General features: G+C 37.1%; 21 protein-coding genes. 9 read left to right on the plus strand and 12 right to left on the minus strand.

Annotated elements, in window-relative coordinates:
- Positions 1-500: 500 nt before the first annotated feature.
- Positions 501-728, plus strand: coding sequence for a hypothetical protein (locus PL8927_RS10590; RefSeq protein ID WP_083620974.1), 228 nt, complete (start codon positions 501-503; stop codon positions 726-728).
- A 35-nt stretch (positions 729-763) separates the two neighbouring features.
- Here PL8927_RS10590 and ggt read toward each other — a convergent pair whose 3' ends face one another.
- A complete protein-coding gene (ggt, locus tag PL8927_RS10595) occupies positions 764-2,326 on the minus strand; it encodes a gamma-glutamyltransferase (protein WP_331281812.1) in 1,563 nt (520 codons plus the stop codon).
- A gap of 253 nt (positions 2,327-2,579) precedes the next feature.
- Between ggt and PL8927_RS10600 the strand changes: the two genes are divergently transcribed.
- The 4 genes from PL8927_RS10600 (at position 2,580) to PL8927_RS10615 (ending at position 4,565) form a co-directional block, all read left to right on the plus strand.
- Positions 2,580-3,074: a DUF4168 domain-containing protein gene (locus tag PL8927_RS10600; RefSeq protein WP_083620976.1), complete on the plus strand. Its 495-nt coding sequence runs from the start codon at positions 2,580-2,582 to the stop codon at positions 3,072-3,074.
- A gap of 99 nt (positions 3,075-3,173) precedes the next feature.
- Positions 3,174-3,656 carry a DUF4168 domain-containing protein gene (locus PL8927_RS10605; protein WP_083620978.1) on the plus strand — a complete coding sequence of 161 codons (483 nt, stop codon included), beginning with the start codon at positions 3,174-3,176 and terminating at the stop codon, positions 3,654-3,656.
- 103 nt (positions 3,657-3,759) lie between these two features.
- Positions 3,760-4,134: a HicB family protein gene (locus tag PL8927_RS10610; RefSeq protein WP_083620980.1), complete on the plus strand. Its 375-nt coding sequence runs from the start codon at positions 3,760-3,762 to the stop codon at positions 4,132-4,134.
- Entirely contained in the window at positions 4,131-4,565 is a 435-nt protein-coding gene (locus tag PL8927_RS10615; RefSeq protein WP_083620982.1) for a type II toxin-antitoxin system VapC family toxin, read from the plus strand. The genes PL8927_RS10610 and PL8927_RS10615 overlap by 4 nt, the downstream gene beginning before the upstream one ends.
- 53 nt (positions 4,566-4,618) lie before the next feature.
- On the opposite strand, the gene PL8927_RS10620 is transcribed toward PL8927_RS10615, so the two are convergent.
- From PL8927_RS10620 to PL8927_RS10640, 5 genes are all read right to left on the minus strand, one after another.
- Positions 4,619-5,029 carry an Npun_F0494 family protein gene (locus PL8927_RS10620; RefSeq protein ID WP_083620984.1) on the minus strand — a complete coding sequence of 137 codons (411 nt, stop codon included), beginning with the start codon at positions 5,027-5,029 and terminating at the stop codon, positions 4,619-4,621.
- A 50-nt stretch (positions 5,030-5,079) separates the two neighbouring features.
- The gene (locus PL8927_RS10625) at positions 5,080-5,313 is read right to left on the minus strand and encodes a hypothetical protein (protein ID WP_083620986.1); all 234 of its coding nucleotides are present in this window, start codon (positions 5,311-5,313) and stop codon (positions 5,080-5,082) included.
- Between the two features lie 198 nt (positions 5,314-5,511).
- Positions 5,512-5,922 (minus strand): type II toxin-antitoxin system VapC family toxin, encoded by a 411-nt coding sequence (locus PL8927_RS10630; RefSeq protein WP_083620988.1) that lies wholly within the window; start codon positions 5,920-5,922, stop codon positions 5,512-5,514.
- Entirely contained in the window at positions 5,919-6,227 is a 309-nt protein-coding gene (locus PL8927_RS10635) for a hypothetical protein (RefSeq protein WP_231505979.1), read from the minus strand. Before PL8927_RS10635 ends, PL8927_RS10630 begins: the two co-directional genes overlap by 4 nt.
- A gap of 138 nt (positions 6,228-6,365) precedes the next feature.
- A complete protein-coding gene (locus tag PL8927_RS10640; RefSeq protein WP_083620989.1) occupies positions 6,366-6,857 on the minus strand; it encodes a hypothetical protein in 492 nt (163 codons plus the stop codon).
- 178 nt (positions 6,858-7,035) lie between these two features.
- On the opposite strand from PL8927_RS10640, the gene PL8927_RS10645 reads away from it, so the two are divergent.
- The gene (locus tag PL8927_RS10645) at positions 7,036-7,974 is read left to right on the plus strand and encodes a DUF1848 domain-containing protein (RefSeq protein ID WP_083620990.1); all 939 of its coding nucleotides are present in this window, start codon (positions 7,036-7,038) and stop codon (positions 7,972-7,974) included.
- A gap of 13 nt (positions 7,975-7,987) precedes the next feature.
- Here PL8927_RS10645 and PL8927_RS10650 read toward each other — a convergent pair whose 3' ends face one another.
- The 5 genes from PL8927_RS10650 to PL8927_RS10675 all read right to left on the minus strand — a co-directional run bounded on the left by PL8927_RS10650 (position 7,988) and on the right by PL8927_RS10675 (position 11,153).
- Positions 7,988-9,343 (minus strand): kinetochore Spc7 family protein, encoded by a 1,356-nt coding sequence (locus PL8927_RS10650; RefSeq protein ID WP_083620994.1) that lies wholly within the window; start codon positions 9,341-9,343, stop codon positions 7,988-7,990.
- Positions 9,344-9,421: 78 nt separating this feature from the next.
- A complete protein-coding gene (locus tag PL8927_RS10655; protein ID WP_231505980.1) occupies positions 9,422-9,646 on the minus strand; it encodes a hypothetical protein in 225 nt (74 codons plus the stop codon).
- A 283-nt stretch (positions 9,647-9,929) separates the two neighbouring features.
- Complete coding sequence (locus PL8927_RS10660) at positions 9,930-10,457, minus strand: hypothetical protein (RefSeq protein WP_083621112.1); 528 nt, start codon at positions 10,455-10,457, stop codon at positions 9,930-9,932.
- 217 nt (positions 10,458-10,674) lie between these two features.
- Positions 10,675-10,941 (minus strand): type II toxin-antitoxin system RelE/ParE family toxin, encoded by a 267-nt coding sequence (locus PL8927_RS10670; protein WP_083620998.1) that lies wholly within the window; start codon positions 10,939-10,941, stop codon positions 10,675-10,677.
- 2 nt (positions 10,942-10,943) lie between these two features.
- Positions 10,944-11,153, minus strand: coding sequence for a hypothetical protein (locus PL8927_RS10675; RefSeq protein ID WP_083621000.1), 210 nt, complete (start codon positions 11,151-11,153; stop codon positions 10,944-10,946).
- 178 nt (positions 11,154-11,331) lie between these two features.
- Between PL8927_RS10675 and PL8927_RS10680 the strand changes: the two genes are divergently transcribed.
- A complete protein-coding gene (locus PL8927_RS10680) occupies positions 11,332-11,769 on the plus strand; it encodes a peroxiredoxin (protein ID WP_083621002.1) in 438 nt (145 codons plus the stop codon).
- A gap of 111 nt (positions 11,770-11,880) precedes the next feature.
- Positions 11,881-14,517, plus strand: a complete 2,637-nt coding sequence (locus PL8927_RS10685) for a C39 family peptidase (RefSeq protein WP_083621004.1) — start codon at positions 11,881-11,883, stop codon at positions 14,515-14,517.
- Between the two features lie 363 nt (positions 14,518-14,880).
- Here PL8927_RS10685 and ilvA read toward each other — a convergent pair whose 3' ends face one another.
- On the minus strand, positions 14,881-16,392 hold the full coding sequence (ilvA, locus tag PL8927_RS10690) for a threonine ammonia-lyase, biosynthetic (protein ID WP_083621006.1): 1,512 nt from the start codon (positions 16,390-16,392) through the stop codon (positions 14,881-14,883).
- Positions 16,393-16,551: 159 nt separating this feature from the next.
- Between ilvA and moaA the strand changes: the two genes are divergently transcribed.
- Entirely contained in the window at positions 16,552-17,538 is a 987-nt protein-coding gene (gene moaA / locus PL8927_RS10695) for a GTP 3',8-cyclase MoaA (protein WP_083621008.1), read from the plus strand.
- Positions 17,539-17,623: the final 85 nt, after the last annotated feature.

Here is a 17,623-nt window from a genome sequence, read left to right on the forward strand (position 1 = left end):
CAGTCTGGTCAACTTGGGCTTGATTTCAAGCCCCCGTTAAAATCGGTACCCCGATTTAACGGCGGGTTGTTGACAGTGCTTGTGATTGCAATAAACCATTCAAACTAACGACAAGTCTGTTTATTATTAAACGGTAAAACGGAAAAATAATCTAGTATAGGAGGCTACTAACGAGATTTATCGGTAATTCTATTTTTTCCAGTATAGCCGTTTTCAGCCCCTAATAAAATAGTTTTCTGAGACCAATGTTGTATTTTTTAATACATTTTTTAAGGTATTTTATTTTTATTCGATAATAGAATTTAACTATGTAGGGTTATAATCATGATCTCAACCAAAATCCTTCCTAAGTTAGATGTGCTTATGGGTCGGAATTCTGAACAATAGAGAAATCGGATAAAAATTGTTTAGATAGTTTTCCTTGGTGAAAGAATACTAAGGGACTTATGAAAATTTTTTCCGCTAATTGAAAATATAATTTTAGAAATAGGACAGAAATAATGATGCGTTTTATTCAAGTTAAAAATTTTGGTTTTAGCATAGATGCCGTCATTTGTTGGCAACGCTTAACCGATGAAATTGGCAGTCCCTTAGTGGTAAATTTTCAAGGAGATCAAACCCTGAAGTTTACCGATGAGGAGGCAGAACAACTGCATCAAATTTTAAATAATCTTTCAATGAGCTTAACAACTCGAACCTTAACTCCTCATCGCTTGGAAGTGGCTTAATTGTTGTTCCTACCTGTTCCCTGTTCCCTACTATATCAGTCTTCGTGACTCTTTAAACTGACTCCATTGCGACGTTGATCTCCGGCTCCGAATAATTGTCCGTCCGATGTTCTGACTATAGTATGAACACCCCCGAAAAACATATTTTTTTCCGGCCATAATCTGATCACATCCTGTGGGGATAAATCCAGACCTTTAATCATTTCTGGATCAAATCCTGGTTCTATATCAAAGCGATTATTTTCCCAATGAATCCGAGGATAGTTAACAGCATCTTCTACGGAAATTCCCAAATCAATTAAATTTAAAAGGACTTGTAAAATAGCCGTCCTAATCCGATTTGAACCGCCAGAACCGAGAACAATTTCTGGTTGATGACCGTTTAATACTAAGGTGGGAGACATCATAGAGGAAATTCTAACATTTTCCGGCCATTGATGAAATCCTTGGGGATTTAAGTCTTCTTCTCCTAACATATTATTCACCATAATTCCAGTTCTAGGAATAATATATCCTGAACCTTCTCCATTAGAAGTTGTCACACTGGCTGCATTTCCTTCTTGATCCAAAACACTAATATGGGTGGTACTTCCCCATTTATTAATGGGATGAATCAACTGTTGTTGATAGCTAGATAAGGAAGATAAGAAACTTTCGGCAATATTATCTTGATGTAAATTAGCATCTAACCCATCTTTTCGGGCAGTATTTGTTAACTGCATTACAGTCTTTAAAAGGTTTAAATATTGAGAAGTACCAAACTGAATTTGAGTTAAATTAATATCTGATAATAATTGGAGCGCAAAGGCGATTAACGTGCCTCCCGAACTCGGAGGAGGATTGGTTAATATTGTTTTTCCTCGATAGTTAATCTTTAAAGGGTGACGTTTAATTACTTCATAATTTTTCAGATCCTCTAAAGTTAAATGTCCGCCCTGTTCTTGACAATCTCGAACTAAATGATCAGCAATTTCACCTTGATAAAATTCTCGAATTCCACCGGAGACTAAAGCCTCTAAAGTTTGGGCAAAGTGGGTCATAATTAAGCGATCGCCAACACCAAGAATTTGACCATCAGGCGCGTAAATTTCCCGTCCTTCTGCTGTTGTTAATAGAATCGGTTGTAATAAATTAGAGAAAGTATAAGCTTGAAAAGAATTGATTTCAACGCCCTGTTTTGCCAAATTAATCGCAGGTTCAGCAACAATAGAAAACGGCAAACGTCCCAAGGTTTCATGAACTGCCATCACCCCGGCCCAAACACCAGGAACAGCCATCGAACCCAAACCAATATGAAATTCTTGGATAGTTGTGCCAAAATTAACACCAACCGGATAAAAATCTAACTTTGATGTTGGACGTTTACACCGAGGAGTTTGAGTAAAAAAATCAAATAAAACATTTTGATTTGTGTTAGTATGGGCTAATAAAAATCCGCCTCCTGCTAGGGATGTTAAACCGGGTTCCGTCACACAAGCAGCTAACATACAAGCCACTGCCGCATCAAAAGCATTCCCCCCAGCACGAAACATTGTCAAACCCGCTTCAACCGTTTCTGGATGCCCTGCTGCAATTACTCCATTTGTTTTCTGCATCATGTTTAAATTTCCCAGTTCAGCAAATTTCTAAACCTTTCAGCATACAATGGATCTAGGACGATAAAAATTGTCAATTAATCCCATAGCAGTATTTGGGTGTGGAGCCTTCCTCAACCTCCCAGTCAAACCCTCAGTTCCATAAAACTCTTAACTTAAGAGTTTTTAAGTTTTAGATGAGGAACTTCTTACCCATAAAATAATTCAAGACAACTAAGCACTTTCCCCCTATCCTGTGGCATCAGAACATCTCGATATGATCGATTCCTTGCGTCCCTTGCGATTTATGCGTCAGTATCAGTCAGTCACCCAAGCTCTATTACTAGGACTATTCTCTTGGGGAGCCGTTCTCTTGGGAATTGTCCCCGATTTGTCGGGAACAACAACTTCTGTATTTAACACCGTTGTTCAGGCGCAACAGTCCCCAGAATTTAGCGAAATGGAAATTCGCAGCTATGCTCGTGCGGTTTTAGGGATTGAACCTAGACGTCAAACCGCTTTTAACGAAATTCAAGCGATTATGGGAGCCGGAAAATCTATTCCCGATGTGGTTTGTAATGAAACCCGAACAATTAATCAGTTGGATAAAGCGGTTCGAGACATTGCGGTGAATTACTGCACCCAAGCTAAATCAATTATTGAAACTAACGAGTTAACGATTACTCGTTTCAATGAAATTACCCAACGTCAACAAGCCGACCCCGCTTTGCAAAAACGCATTCAAGCGGAACTCCAGAGTCTACAAAACTGATTAGGGTTTGAAAACAAATAGGAACATACTCCTCTCCCCCAAAAGTTTCAGCTTCTGTTCTATCAAGATTTTGAGTTTATATATTGTGAACCCCCCCCTATGAAAACTATATTTTCCGGTCGTCAATTTCTATCTAAATCTTTAACCGTTGCTATTCTATCCGGCTGTGGTGGCTTTTTAGGATGGAGTCAAACGCCATCGCAACCCTTCCCCCATCTGAGTTTGGGTTCTGCGGCTCAAGCGCAAGAAAGCTTTAATTATAGTGAAGAAAATATTAGGAATTATGCTCGTGCTGCGTTGGCTTTAGAATCCAGACGTCATGAAGTGGTGAATGAAATTAAAAAAATTGTTGGGGATGTTCCCCGGATTATTTGTGACCAACCCACCAGTTTTAGTGCGTTACCCGGAAATGCACCTAAATTGGCCGTGAGTTACTGCGACCAAGCAAAACGCACGGTTGAAGCCAAGGGATTAACGATTTCTCAGTTCAACGAAATGACCCGTCGTCAACAAAATGATCCTCGCTTTAGACAACGAATTCAAGCGGAAATTTTACGACTATTACAATCGGGCGCCAATTAGGTTTCCGGTGACACCACTCAAGAAACTGGGTTTCGGGCTCTATTCCCTGTTCCCTGTTCCCTGTTCCCTGTTCCCTATTTTTGCTATATAAAAGGATATTTCTATGACTGCCAACTTAATTCAAGATTTATCTTCATCAATTGCTAAACTGACTTATCCTGTGTTAATTCAAAAACAGAATGAAGAATATATAGCAACTGTATTAGGTTTGGATTTTAAAGTTAAAGGTTCAAGTAGAAAAGAAGCACTTGAACAATTATTAGAACAGGTTAATATTATGCTCAAACAAGGTGAAATTGTGCAACTGGAAATTTCTCTAGCGGAACCGGAACATCCTTGGATGAAGTTTGCAGGAATGTTTAAAGACGATCCCTATTTTGACGAAATGCTCAAAGATATTGAAGCTTATCGTCGTGAACGAGATGCTGAAACGGAAGAATATTATCGTCAACTTGATTTAGAGGAGACAGTGAAGTGAGTTTATGGATATTAGATACAGATCATATTTCCTTATTTCAACGACAACATCCTGTTGTAACCCAACGAGTAATTACAGTTAGTCCTGAAGAAGTTGCAGTTACTATTGTTACGGTAGAAGAACAGTTTTATGGACGTTTAAACCAAATTAAAAAAGCGAAATCTGCTGATGAGCTTCTATTTGCTTATGCTAGATTAGAAGAAACTTTAAAGTATTATCAAACGATTAATGTGATCAATTTTGATCAGGAAGCTTATCATTGCTATTTTGAGTTATTGCGTCAAAAAATTCGGATTGGTACGCAAGATTTACGCATTGCGGCTCTTGTTATCACCAATAATGGGATTTTAGTCACACGCAATCGACAAGATTTTGAACGAGTTCCTGGGTTAAGGTTTGAAGATTGGAGTATTGAAAATATAGGTGTTTAGAAACTGCGATCGCTTCAGTATAAACTTTTGAAACCGGGTTTTTTTCAGTTTGATTAAAGCGGAAATCGTAACCAACGATTGAGAGTATTAATCGAGCGATCGCACAAAGAAGGCTGAGGTATGCCTTGATTTTGACCCTCCCATTGGTCTATTAATTGCCGTCCTAGAGGTGTTAGGCGAAAACTATCTGTAATCCCCTGGCCATCAACTTCTCGCCGGAGAACCCCCACTTGTATCAGCCAGAGTAACGCATTTTCGGCTGTCCCTTCCGTTAAGGCTGTGGAGGTATAGGCAGAATTGACCCCAGACTGTCCTGCAATTCCATTCAAACTGATACTGCTCAACCGCATGGTTGCAAACAGTTGCAGTTGAAACGGAGAACACCGGATCGCTCGTTCAGCCCGTTTGAAGGTACGTTCAGAATATGGGATGGAAGACTTCTCTGGAGAGTCCAAAACAGTCATAACGCTTGAATAAGATAACTTTCTTTTTGTACTGTATCCCATCTCAAGGATTAACGCTGAAAGAATTGATAGCGAGATAATACCGTTTCACCGTGATCAGGAATCCAGGCCACCCATTCATCCTCACCGAGTTGACACAGGAGCAAGGCTTCATCGTGGCTGTAGGGATTCGGTTGTTGCCAAAGTTGCACCCAAGTTGAGGGTTCAAATTCCGAGGGATACCCGACAATGGGTTGCCATTGGGGTTGAATTTCTGTATCCGCTTGTTTGAGATTAAGTTTCATCGTTCCTTGTCCATTATCAACCGTTAATGCTTAAGTTCTAGCTATCTCGACTGGATAACTTAAATTATTTCTGTATCCAGAGTTACATAATTTCAAGTTTAACAAAAGAAACTGTTGCAGAACTTAACGTTTGAAGCGGGCACATGAGAAAAAAATTGAATCCTAATAAACCCAATCACCTGTAACAGATCCACGATTTTAGGGTATTACTTCAAAAGCATCTCGATCATACAGTCGATAAATATAAAAATCACTATCTAATGTAAATATGCGTTTAATCTTTTGGCTTTCTGCCGTCGCAACGAGAGAAGAATCTGCTAAATCCATAGGAATATCTTGATATTTTTCCATCAAAACCTTCATGCGTTGGCATTCGGTTTCATTAACAGAATGAAGATACAAGGCTTTTCTATTGAGGAATTCCCATAAGATTTTCTGTGCTGACCAACCTCGCAATTCTGATAAGAAATACATAGCTTCAGTAAAACAAGGCCATGTTGTTAAAAGAGAACCTGTCAATTTTCTATAAGTTTCAACACATTGAAGATGGGTTGCTCCCTGGCCCTTATCGATTAGAGCAACTAGAGGCCCTGTGTCAATTAAAATCATGGTCGCTGGAGTCCTTGTTTAGAGAGTTTTGTTGCAATTTGTTCTCCGAAATCTGTTTTCTTAAACTGATGATAAGGTTCAGTTTGACTATCAATAGCACCAATTAAATCTCCTATTTGTTCAGACAAGAGTTTTTCTTCTGATTGCTTTTTTAAGATTTGGGACGCAATCCAATTTTCAGGAGTTAAACCTTGTTCTTTGGCGATTTCTAAGAGAGTTTTGTAAGTTTCTTCAGGTAGAGTAATTGTATAGTTTGACATAAATTTAAAAAAATTGGCGTTTTCTCTCTTTTTTAATTCATCCATTATAATAGCATAAATAAATCCTAAGTTTCAAGTTCATCCAAATTACTCAACGATGAGGTGGTGGATCTATAGTGCTACACATTACAGACAGATAAATTAAATTCAACTCACAGCGAGAAGCTCATTCAGCTTATTTTTTCAGTCTGGGGATGCCATTAATAGATTATAGATTTCTCCCTTGTAAGGTTGCCAAATATAACTAGAACTAAACGGTTCAAAACCTGGCAATATTTCCAAACCATGAGTAAGTTCTTTTGCCAAAACTAATCCAGGAAGAGATAAATTGGGCAAATCTTCTATAAGTTCACTATAAGTTCTAAATTCATCAACTTCAACACCCACCAAAGCATAACGAAACGAAGGAGCAAGCCAGAGAGTTTGATATAATAAAATACCTAACTCTGTCATTTCATAAGCACTTTCAGGACTATCTATTCCCACTTCACTAATATTATTGGGATAAACCCGACACCACCAATTTTGCTCCATGTCTTGAAAAGTGTCTGTGCGACATTGGCATTGGCGACCATTTGAGAGTAACCATTCTATTCCCTCAAAGTGTTGAGCAAATTGATTGACATTGTTTTGATCAGAGCCACACTCTGCCGATAAACTGAATATCCACACCATTGTTATAGACTCCTATAATAGATATTGCAAGAGAAACGGACATTCCTTTTTTAATTTTAATTAAATAAACCTTAACTAGCACAATTTTCTTAAGGGTTAAATGCTACAATAACTGTTGACTCTAAACACCCACTGTTAGCATCAAAATAAAAAACCTATATTGGGTAGAAAAAATAAAATGATTATTAGTGCCAGCAGACGTACAGATATTCCAGCATTTTACCATAAATGGTTTATGAATCGCATTCGAGCAGGTTACTGCGTCGTGCCAAATCCGTTTAATCGTAATCAACTTTCCCGCATTGATTTGACTCCAAAAGATGTGGAAATTATCGTTTTCTGGACGCGCAATCCTAAACCTTTATTATCATCATTATCTGAGTTAGATCGACTCGGATATAAATATTATTTCCAATTTACAGTGATGAATAATCCCAGCTTTATAGATACTAATAAGCTACCTTTGTCATCCTCTATTGAAACATTTCAGAAATTAGCTGAATCCATCGGTTATGAAAAAGTTATTTGGCGATACGATCCGATTGTTTTTAGCCACTATACTGATATAGATTTTCATCTTCAGCAATACGCTGATATTGCTCATCAATTATCGGGTTATACTAGCCGATGTGTAATTAGTTTTATGGATCGGTATGCCAAAAATAATCCTCGCCTCAAAAAGATTGAAAAAGAACAAAATATTAAAATTTATAGCTTTGAAGATATCCCAGAAGTTTCTAGCGTTTTTTTGCCCTCTATTGCCAAAATTGCCCATCAATATAATATGCAGCTTTTTAGCTGTGCTGAATCTTTGGATTTGGACTCTTATGGTATTAAACATGGTAAGTGCATAGACGATGATTATATTAATCAAGTTTTTCAAATAGAAGTCAATCATAAAAAAGATTCTAGTCAACGAGAAGCTTGTGGTTGTGTCAAAAGCAAAGATATCGGAATGTATGATAGTTGTTTATTTGGGTGTCAATATTGCTATGCAACTACCAGTTTTGATAAAGCCAGGGAAAATCACCGACAACATAATCCTGATTCACCTTCTTTGATTGGATGGTATGAGACTCAAAATCACCAAAAAGGGAATCAATTAAGACTATTTTAAAAAGGGATAAATTTCATAGATTAACATAAAACAGCTTTTGAGTTCTATGAATCTTATCAAGTTTAAATTTATCTAATTTAAACCTCCATGTTTCTTGATATAAATCTTCTGATGATAATTGTATTTCTTCTGTATAGCATCCATTTTGATACCAAAAGTTAAAAAACTGTTGAATTCTATTTTCTAAATCTGTAGGACTAACACAAAGGAAATAATTCATGCCTGACTGACTTTCCCTAATAGTATTAGCTAAGTTATTGATTTCAAATCCTGTAATATCTAATATATTTGAAAAAATATGTAACTTGATGTTCTGAGTTGATGTTGAAAAGTCATTTTTATTTAAGGATTCAAGCTGTTTATTAATTAATTTAATATCTATATTCTGGGAATCCAAACGCAAATGATTTATATGTAAAATTCCACGGCTTAAAGCTATTTCGGAAGGTTCAATTAATGTAATTCTATCTATTATTATACTCGGAAAATTATTCTGTATTAAATAATCAAGAAAGCAGGTTGTTCCTAATGCTTGTCCACACCCATAATCAATTATCTCTATATTTAGATTTATTTGGAATTGAGTTAAATTACTAAAGAATCTTTCTAATAAATATAATAATTTATAATAATGAGAGCCACCATAAAAGGCAAAATAAGCCAAAAGAGTATTTTCCTCAGATAAAATATTTAAACCATGTGCTAGTTTACTCCAATGGTATCCCCAATTATTGCGTGGTATTTGATAACGAAAAGTCTCAACATTATACTTATATATTGACCAAAAATCTTGTGGTATAGAAGCTAAATTTTGTGCATATAAGGTATTTTTTTCTGTTAAAATTTCTATTTTTTTGTGAATTTTTTTCCGTGGGTCTTTGATTTTTGTTAAGAGAGAACTATTTTGGGGTTCACTGGTTATTTTTGACTGAGTTTTCTTGTCAATTAATTGTAAAAGATTTCTCTCTTGATTTTGAAGGTTATCAATGACATTTTGCAGATTCTCTCGCTGGGTATTTAGAGATTTAATCTCTTCTTTAAGACTATTAACCTCTCCAATAATTAAATTATATTCTAATTCAATAGTTAGTTTTAATTGAGTTTTTATATCAATTACTTTTACCAGTTTTATCTTTTGATTTTTCAGGTTTAAAATCTGATTTTCAAGGCTTTTTAAGGTTTCGGTTTGGCTATTGAGCTTTTTAAGTTCTCCTTCAGATTTTTTGCTTAAAACAAACGCACTACTAAGGGTACTAATTGTTGCTATACCACCTATGGCAGCACTTTTAGTAATATTTTTCTCTACTACTATACCTAAACCAAAAGCAATACTAAAACTCAATGTTCCTAATAAAAATAAATTTTTCATAACTTGATTCTCCGTCATTTTACAATTACAATGAATTTATTTAAAGTAAAAATAAAAAAATCGATAAAAGAAAATCTTTTAGCATTTCGCATTTTCTTTCGCTTCTTCTTGTTCTAATAAGCTGATTAATTTCTGAGCCGCATCACCATAATCATAAGGCGACCAAAGACGATAAACCACGTCATTATCTAAGGATTTTAAACCTTCTTCTTTCGCTAATTCGGTCGTTAAAAACTGCATCATTTCAACCTTCTCAGCACGGGATAATGGCCGCAGTTGTGCCAATAATTCAGGATTTGACATAAAACCTCCTTGAATTCATTTTTCTATCTTACCACTACTCCAAAGATTTTACCTAACCCTCGCGGAACTCAAAATCTATGTAAGAAACCGGGTTTCTGGGACAATTTTTGCGGCTTACCCAAGATTAAATTAAGAAACCCGGTTTCTGTTCTGGGGATAAACACCCCATCCCAATATTCCCACTTTCTCACCCCAAGACCCGCACCTAATTCAAACTATTATGAATTGCCTACAAAGGACTATTTTAGAAGCTTGATGCTATAACTAATTTCTATCAATAACTTTAATGGCTCGATTTACATTCCCAAAAAAGTCCAGGCCCAACCGTCAAAATCTGCTCAGTTGGCATGAACAATTCCCAATAAGCCAGTCCAGAATCATCTGGCAAATCTGGCTGTAAAATGAGTTGGTAATCATCCTCAAAAATGAGAGTGAGACTAATATTATGAGCAGAAATCACAAAATCAATCAATTCTTTATTTTCTAATTGCTGCAAAAATTTTTTAACAGTATCTATTTCTGAATCATCTATTTCACCATCTATATCTACGGGCAAAGAAGAAGTTAAGATGCGATCATCTTGCTTGAACACCCAAGGTGTTGCCCTTGTGCCAAATTGCCAACTACCTTTGCGTAGATGTGCTAATTTGGGGTGAGTATAAGCAGACATCTCACCGAAATCTAGCCGTAATTCATCCCCATAACTAAATATAACCTGATGACAAATTTCTCCGATCATCGGTTTAGTAATCACTGAAATAATTTGCTCGATATCTGGCTTTTGATTAGCAATAGATGTTTGAGTAGCCATTTTAAGATCCTCTAAAAATTCTTTTGCTTTCTGGCGGAGTTCTTGATAATTAAAATCCCCTCTACGGTTTAAAGTTCCACCCTAACCATTTTTCTTTTCTTCCTCAAGGAATAAACCAAAAGCAATCCTTAATTCGCCTGCCATTCTAAATTCTTTAGCGATCGCATCAACCTGTTTTAGATCGCGTTTTCTGCCCATAAAATTTCTTCAAAGCTAATTAATACACCTCATCATGGCTGCCAATATCTACAAACACAGCTTTTTCATCTTCAGTAAAATAGAACAATACTCTCTCCTCATAATCTACACTAAAACTCCAAAATTCCTTAAGCTTGCCCGATAGTTTGTGAGTTTTCAAACTCGGATCGTAAGGATCTACAGTGAACTGTTCTAATTTTTGCCAAAACTTTTCCTCTAAATCGGTATTGCCTTTTATCCGCTTTTTAAAGGCACGTTTAAACGAAGAACTGAAACTGATTTCCATGATTATTCCTCTATCAGTTGTCTCAGTTCATTAATATTTGAGGAAAACTTCAATTCCCCCTTTTGCTGTTCTACCTGCGCTAACTTAAAGTTATTATAGATCTCCTCACGGCGTTCTTCACGGATGTATTGGTTTAACAATATTTGAATTTCCTGTTTTTCATCCGTAGAAAGACTTTTGATTACCTCGACTACATCATTAAACGTCATCATTTACTAACCCTCACGGTACTGATCTACTTTTAATCATGCCCTATATCTTCATTAACTGGAATGGTAATGCTTGCCATCGTCCTAATTCATCCTTTTTTCTTCAGATTGTCTAAAATGTCTTAAAATAACTAAAGACAATCAACGTCAAGTTAAGTCTAATTGAGGAGGACGAAATACAATGCCTTTAGCAGTTGGGACAGATGCCCCTAACTTTACCGTCAAAGACACCAATGGAAATACCGTGTCTTTGTCTGACTTTGCAGGCAAAACCGTTGTCATGTATTTCTACCCTAAAGATGATACCCCCGGTTGCACCAAACAAGCTGGTAGTTTCCGCGATAACTATACAACTTATCAAGGAAAAGATATTGTTGTGTTAGGGGTCAGCACCGATGATGAAGCCTCCCACCAACAATTTACTGAGAAATATAATTTACCCTTCCCTTTATTAGCCGATACTGACAAAGTGATTACCACAGCCTATGATGTAGATGGTGGTGGCTATGCTAAACGGGTGACTTATGTAATTGATGGCAACGGTAAAATTATTCACGTTGATACAGCCGTCAATACTGCAAACCATGCCCAAGATATTTTAGCAGTTCTGGGCGCTTAATTGTAATCAAAATTATCCGTATTTCTGAACCTGCCGCCCGTAGAATTTTCTGGGGCGGTTTTTTACTGATTTTAACCCTTTATTCATTTCTATTAAGAGCGAGTTGTAAACATGGTGACATATCTCGGCCCAAAAGACATTCTGATTGATCAACCTGCTGTTTTAGTCGGCACTTATAACCCCCAACAATGCCAAACTGTTTCTATTATGGCAGAAGATAAATATCCTCTGACCGTCGATTTTAATCCTCAAGCTGGTATTTGGTCAGTCAGTCTGGAAAATGGATTTAATACGGCTGGAAAACGGTGGTTAAGACTGCAAGGAAAAGATTATCAAAATAATAGTATTGGGGATCAAGTGATTGATTGTATGGTCAATCAAGAAGGGATTAATACCCGATTTAATTATACCATTATTCCTCAACAAGATACAGTTTTAAAAGTTAAACCGATTGATTCTTCGCAATTAAATGAACAACAAAAACAATCCCTAAAACGGGGAGAGTGTTTAGTTGTAGATACCATAGAATTAGTCAATGATCATCTTAAACTCGAACTGAATAAACCCTTACCCAATTTAGGAAAATTTGTTTATGTTTATCAACCCCATGTTGTGGCTGCAAAAGGAGCAAAACTATTATGGTTTAATCAAAATCAACTCCCTGATCATATTCCAGGGAGTCAACTCTTGTGGGTAACACAAACAACCCCTCTCAAATTAAAACCCGATGATTTATCTCAATTAGCATCGAATCAATATATTGAAATGCCTCAAGGAAGCACTTATACAGTGCTAGGATATGCCTGTATTGCCGATCATTTTCGCGTCACACTCAATCAAGAATTTCCGGGTTTTGGGAAATCAGGATATCTCTATCGGTATCATGTTGAACTATTAGAAAAAGGTGAAGAAATTGCTTTTGATAATAATGCAATTAATTGTACTATTATTAATACAACACCCTTAAAAAAACGTCCTGTTGATTCGGCTTACCTAGATTCCTCGGAAAAAATTACCCTTCCGGCGGGAATGGTTTATGGGGTACAAAGTTATACCTCAGAAGCAGGTCATATTAAAGTCGCTTTCACCGAAAATTTTCCCAATTTTGGGAATACCGGATATTTGTATCCTGATTTTATTTTACTAAATCGGGGTAATACTTCTTTAACCTCTAATAAAACCTTAACTTATCAGGGGCCATCAGAAGTTTTAGTTAATACGTCTGTGGTTTTAAAAGGAACTTTTGATCCCAAAACCACCGCCGAAATTACCCTTTTTGCTGAAGATCGTTATGCCTTTGATATCAGTTTAGATTGGCAAGAAAGTACCTGGAATTGTCAATTAAACAAAGGATTTAGTGATGCGGGATATCGTTGGTTACGATTAAAAGCTATTGACTCGCAAGGGAATGTTACCGCCAGTCAAGTGATTAATATTACGGTCAGTGAAAATGCCATGACCGTTGGAGAATCCTTAACCTTAGAAATCCTTGAAGATACCTTATTTAAAGTTGTTCCCTTTGATTCGGCTTCCTTAAATCAACGGCAAAAAATAGCGGTAAAAGCGGGTCAAACCTTCAACGTCATCAAATATGGTTTAGTCGATGGTCATTTGAAAGTTGTCTTAGAAAATACGATTCCACCTATTGGCAACTTTGGTTATCTGTATACCGATTATGTGAGGTTAAAAAAAGGATCAGAAGTGTTTCGCTTTGATATTGATGAAGTTCCCGATACCGATGTTACAGCCCAAATGTTGGTAATGGAAACAACAAAAATTAAAGCAAAACCCGTTGATTCTTCTAATTTAGATCCTCAACAATTTGAACAATTGTTATTAGGACAAACCTTTGCTATTAAAGGTTATGCCTCAATTAAAGGGCATTTTCGAGTTACTTTAGCCCAATCTATTCCCGGTTTTGGCACAGTGGGTTATGTGTATTGGCAACACGTTAAATTAATTCGAGATGGTCAAGAAATCGGTTATGATCCTGATGCAATTACCCTGACCGTTTTAGAAAAAACGGTCTTGAAAAAACAACCGATTGATTCTAGCAAATTGTCAGACTCTGACCGCACAACGTTACCCTTGGGACGGGTTTATGGCGTGAAAAGTTATGGCTTAGAAAATAACCATATTAAGGTTTCTCTCTTGGAAGAATTGCCTAATTTTGGCAATACAGGTTATATTTTCCCCCAGTATATTACCTTCAAACGGGGAGGACGAACATTTAACCCCTTACCCCCTCAATTAGAGTTAAATGTACCTTATTTTTCTCAACGAGATAATCCGCGTTTTTATTGGTCTACTTGTAACGTTACTTCGATTGCAATGGTGATGTATTATTACGGTGTGCGACCGAAATACGGACAATTAGAAGATGAATTATTGCAATGGTGCTTTAATTATGCGGGAACAGGTTCTCAAACCGATCATAATGTATTATCTGCTTTAATTCGCGCTTATGGATTTAAAAGTAGTTTTAGTACCACTCGGTATTGGTCTGAATTGAAAAACGAATTAATTAATCGTCGTCCGGTTGTGATTGGTGTAGATACGACTCCATCGGGTCATATTATCACAGTTATTGGCTATAATAATCAGGGATATATTGTTAATGATCCTTGGGGAGATGCCTATACAGGATATTCTAATACTGAGGGTCGGCGGATTATTTATTCCTCTGGTTATATGAATCAAGTTGCAGGGCCAGATGGTTCAGTTTGGGCACATTTTATTGAACCTTAATTAACTGTAGGGGCGGGTTCTGTATTAATTTAGAATACCTACAAATAACCTCTATTAACCCGCCCCACTGTATTAATTTAGAATACCCACAAATAACCTCTATTAACCCGCCCAACCCTACCCTAAAAATTTAATATAAATCTTCAATTGTAGGGGCGGGTTCTGTATTAATTTAGAATACTCACAAATAACCTCTATTAACCCGCCCCACTGTATTAATTTATAATACCCAAAAATAACCTCTATCAACCCGCCCCACCCCAGAATTGAAATTCAATTAAAAAAGAAAGAGGGCGGGTTTTGGTAGATTGTTTGTGGGGATCAAAGATTAATTTAGAACCCGCCCCTACAGTTGTTTAATTTTTAGGACAAAAAGAGTTTATAAGCGGGGTTTTTATTCTCATCCCAATATCGATAACCCAAGCTTTCTAAAAAGGCTTGCCATTCTGCCATTTCTTCAGGAGGAACTTGCATTCCTACCACAATTCTACCATAATCTGCCCCATTATTTCGATAGTGAAATAAACTAATATTCCAGTTGGGACTCATCGAACAAACGAACTTCATTAACGCCCCTGGACGTTCAGGAAATTCAAAGCGATAGAGTAATTCATGATGGGCTAAAGCCGACCGTCCCCCGACCATGTGCCGCAGGTGTAATTTAGTGAGTTCATCATCAGTTAAATCAATAGTTTTAAATCCATTTTCCTCAAAATTCCCGATCATTTTTGCCGCATCTGCTCTATTTTTAATCTGCATTCCGACAAAAATATGAGCTTCTTTTTTATCCGCAATACGATAGTTAAATTCCGTTAAATTGCGTTTACCAATACATTCACAAAACTTGCGTAAACTCCCCGGTTCTTCTGGAATTGTAACGGCAAAAATAGCCTCTCGACGTTCTCCAAATTCCGCGCGTTCTGCTACAAACCGCAACCGATCAAAATTCATATTAGCCCCACAAGCAACAGCAATTAATGTTTCTGCTTGAATTTGTTCTCTTTCGACATAAGCTTTTGCTCCGGCTATTGCTAACGCTCCGGCTGGCTCTAAAATAGAACGGGTATCTTCAAAAACATCTTTAATAGCGGCACAAGTATCATCCGTATCTACTAATATAATTTCATCTACATATTCTTGACATAAACGGAAGGTTTCTTCCCCGACTTCTCGCACGGCTACACCATCCGCAAATAAACCCACTTGTGATAATTTAATTCGATGTCCGGCTTTAAGAGATTGAGACATCGCATCCGCATCAACGGGTTCAACTCCAATAATTTTAATTTCAGGACGTAATCGTTTAATATAAGCCGCAATTCCTGAGATTAATCCCCCTCCACCAATAGCAACAAAAATAGCATGAATCGGTTGTTGATATTGCCGTAAAATTTCCATCCCAATTGTACCTTGTCCCGCAATGACATAGGGATCATCAAAAGGGTGAATAAAAGTTAATCCTTTTTCGGTTTCTAATTGACGAGCATAGGCACAAGCTTCATCAAAAGTATCCCCATATAATACGACTTCACCCCCTCTTGCTTTGACAGCATTTATTTTAACTTGAGGGGTAGTTACAGGCATGACAATAATCGCTTTTGTGCCTAATTTAGATGCACCCAAAGCAACTCCTTGGGCATGATTTCCCGCCGATGCTGCTATCACTCCCTGCTTTAATAAATCGGGGGAGAGACAAGCCATTTTGTTATAAGCACCCCGCAATTTGAAGGAAAAGACAGACTGCATATCTTCTCGCTTCAAAAGTAGTTTATTATTCAGACGGGCTGAGAGATTAGGAGCGTATTCTAGGGGTGTTTCTTGGGCAACATCATAAACACGGGCGGTGAGAATTTGTACTAAGTAGTCGCAAAGCATGGAGTTCAAACCGACGCAAGGGGTGACACCTGATGATTTTACAGGATTGAGGTCACTATTTTTTATTTTAAGAAAAATGGGCGATAATTCTTGCCTCTTCAAGGGAAAAATTCGACATAATACAGAAAGAACAATATTCTGTCATTCTCCTAAAATTCCATGAACCTTGTTGATTATCTCCGCATTAGTTTGATTGATCGTTGTAACTTCCAATGTCAATATTGTATGCCAGAAGGAGCAGAAATTGATTATATCCTGCAACAGAATTTGTTGACTCTGGATGAACTATTAACCCTGTTGCGAGAGGTATTTATCCCCGTTGGGTTTACTCGATTTCGATTAACCGGAGGTGAACCTTTATTGCGTCCTGGTGTGGTAGAATTAGTTAAACAAATTAACGCCTTTCCTGAAACAAAAGATGTGGCGATGACAACCAATGGCTTTTTATTAGCAGGAATGGCAGAGGATTTATATCAGGCTGGACTACGACGGATTAATATTAGTTTAGATTCCCTTGATCCTGATATTTTTGATCAAATTATTGGCAACCGAGGACGCAGCCGTTGGCAACAGGTTTGGGCGGGAATACAAGCAGCTTATCAAGTCGGTTTTAACCCCCTAAAATTAAATGTTGTGGTAATTCCTGGGGTGAATGATCATGAAGTATTAGACTTAGCAAAATTAACAATAGAGCGACAATGGCACGTTAGATTTATTGAATTTATGCCCATTGGCAATAACGATTTATTTGCCGATCGCGGTTGGATTTCTTCAGAAGAATTAAGACAACAAATTCGAGAACAATGGGGTTTAGAAACCTCTCAGGTGACAGGAAATGGCCCTGCGGATGTGTTTCAAATACCGGGAGCAAAAGGAACATTAGGATTTATTAGTCAGATGTCAGAATGTTTTTGCGATCGCTGTAACCGGATGAGATTCTCCGCCGACGGTTGGTTACGACCTTGTTTATTAAATGAAACCGGACAAATTGACTTAAAAACTCCTCTGCGTCAAGGTGCGACGTTTGAGGAGTTAAGAGAACAGGTAAGTAACCTATTAGGAATTAAACCCGATATAAATTTTAAACAACGAGACTCTGGTACAACCGGAAATTATGCCCGCACCATGTCCCAAATCGGAGGATAGCAACCTGATTGATTTTGGATTTAGGGTTTAATAATAATTAGGTGGGGTACGTTATTTTTAGTCGATAACGCCCCACGAAAAATAG

This window comes from Planktothrix serta PCC 8927 (assembly GCF_900010725.2).
Classification (GTDB): domain Bacteria; phylum Cyanobacteriota; class Cyanobacteriia; order Cyanobacteriales; family Microcoleaceae; genus Planktothrix; species Planktothrix serta.

What these genes read in the sequence shown, in the direction of transcription:
- PL8927_RS10590 (WP_083620974.1), top strand. Translation starts at nt 501, where the DNA reads ATGATGCGTTTTATTCAAGTTAAAAATTTTGGTTTTAGCATAGATGCC.
- ggt (WP_331281812.1), bottom strand. Translation starts at nt 2,326, where the DNA reads ATGATGCAGAAAACAAATGGAGTAATTGCAGCAGGGCATCCAGAAACG.
- PL8927_RS10600 (WP_083620976.1), top strand. Translation starts at nt 2,580, where the DNA reads ATGATCGATTCCTTGCGTCCCTTGCGATTTATGCGTCAGTATCAGTCA.
- PL8927_RS10605 (WP_083620978.1), top strand. Translation starts at nt 3,174, where the DNA reads ATGAAAACTATATTTTCCGGTCGTCAATTTCTATCTAAATCTTTAACC.
- PL8927_RS10610 (WP_083620980.1), top strand. Translation starts at nt 3,760, where the DNA reads ATGACTGCCAACTTAATTCAAGATTTATCTTCATCAATTGCTAAACTG.
- PL8927_RS10620 (WP_083620984.1), bottom strand. Translation starts at nt 5,029, where the DNA reads ATGACTGTTTTGGACTCTCCAGAGAAGTCTTCCATCCCATATTCTGAA.
- PL8927_RS10625 (WP_083620986.1), bottom strand. Translation starts at nt 5,313, where the DNA reads ATGAAACTTAATCTCAAACAAGCGGATACAGAAATTCAACCCCAATGG.
- PL8927_RS10630 (WP_083620988.1), bottom strand. Translation starts at nt 5,922, where the DNA reads ATGATTTTAATTGACACAGGGCCTCTAGTTGCTCTAATCGATAAGGGC.
- PL8927_RS10635 (WP_231505979.1), bottom strand. Translation starts at nt 6,227, where the DNA reads ATGGATGAATTAAAAAAGAGAGAAAACGCCAATTTTTTTAAATTTATG.
- PL8927_RS10640 (WP_083620989.1), bottom strand. Translation starts at nt 6,857, where the DNA reads ATGGTGTGGATATTCAGTTTATCGGCAGAGTGTGGCTCTGATCAAAAC.
- PL8927_RS10645 (WP_083620990.1), top strand. Translation starts at nt 7,036, where the DNA reads ATGATTATTAGTGCCAGCAGACGTACAGATATTCCAGCATTTTACCAT.
- PL8927_RS10650 (WP_083620994.1), bottom strand. Translation starts at nt 9,343, where the DNA reads ATGAAAAATTTATTTTTATTAGGAACATTGAGTTTTAGTATTGCTTTT.
- PL8927_RS10655 (WP_231505980.1), bottom strand. Translation starts at nt 9,646, where the DNA reads ATGTCAAATCCTGAATTATTGGCACAACTGCGGCCATTATCCCGTGCT.
- PL8927_RS10660 (WP_083621112.1), bottom strand. Translation starts at nt 10,457, where the DNA reads ATGGCTACTCAAACATCTATTGCTAATCAAAAGCCAGATATCGAGCAA.
- PL8927_RS10670 (WP_083620998.1), bottom strand. Translation starts at nt 10,941, where the DNA reads ATGGAAATCAGTTTCAGTTCTTCGTTTAAACGTGCCTTTAAAAAGCGG.
- PL8927_RS10675 (WP_083621000.1), bottom strand. Translation starts at nt 11,153, where the DNA reads ATGATGACGTTTAATGATGTAGTCGAGGTAATCAAAAGTCTTTCTACG.
- PL8927_RS10680 (WP_083621002.1), top strand. Translation starts at nt 11,332, where the DNA reads ATGCCTTTAGCAGTTGGGACAGATGCCCCTAACTTTACCGTCAAAGAC.
- PL8927_RS10685 (WP_083621004.1), top strand. Translation starts at nt 11,881, where the DNA reads ATGGTGACATATCTCGGCCCAAAAGACATTCTGATTGATCAACCTGCT.
- ilvA (WP_083621006.1), bottom strand. Translation starts at nt 16,392, where the DNA reads ATGCTTTGCGACTACTTAGTACAAATTCTCACCGCCCGTGTTTATGAT.
- moaA (WP_083621008.1), top strand. Translation starts at nt 16,552, where the DNA reads ATGAACCTTGTTGATTATCTCCGCATTAGTTTGATTGATCGTTGTAAC.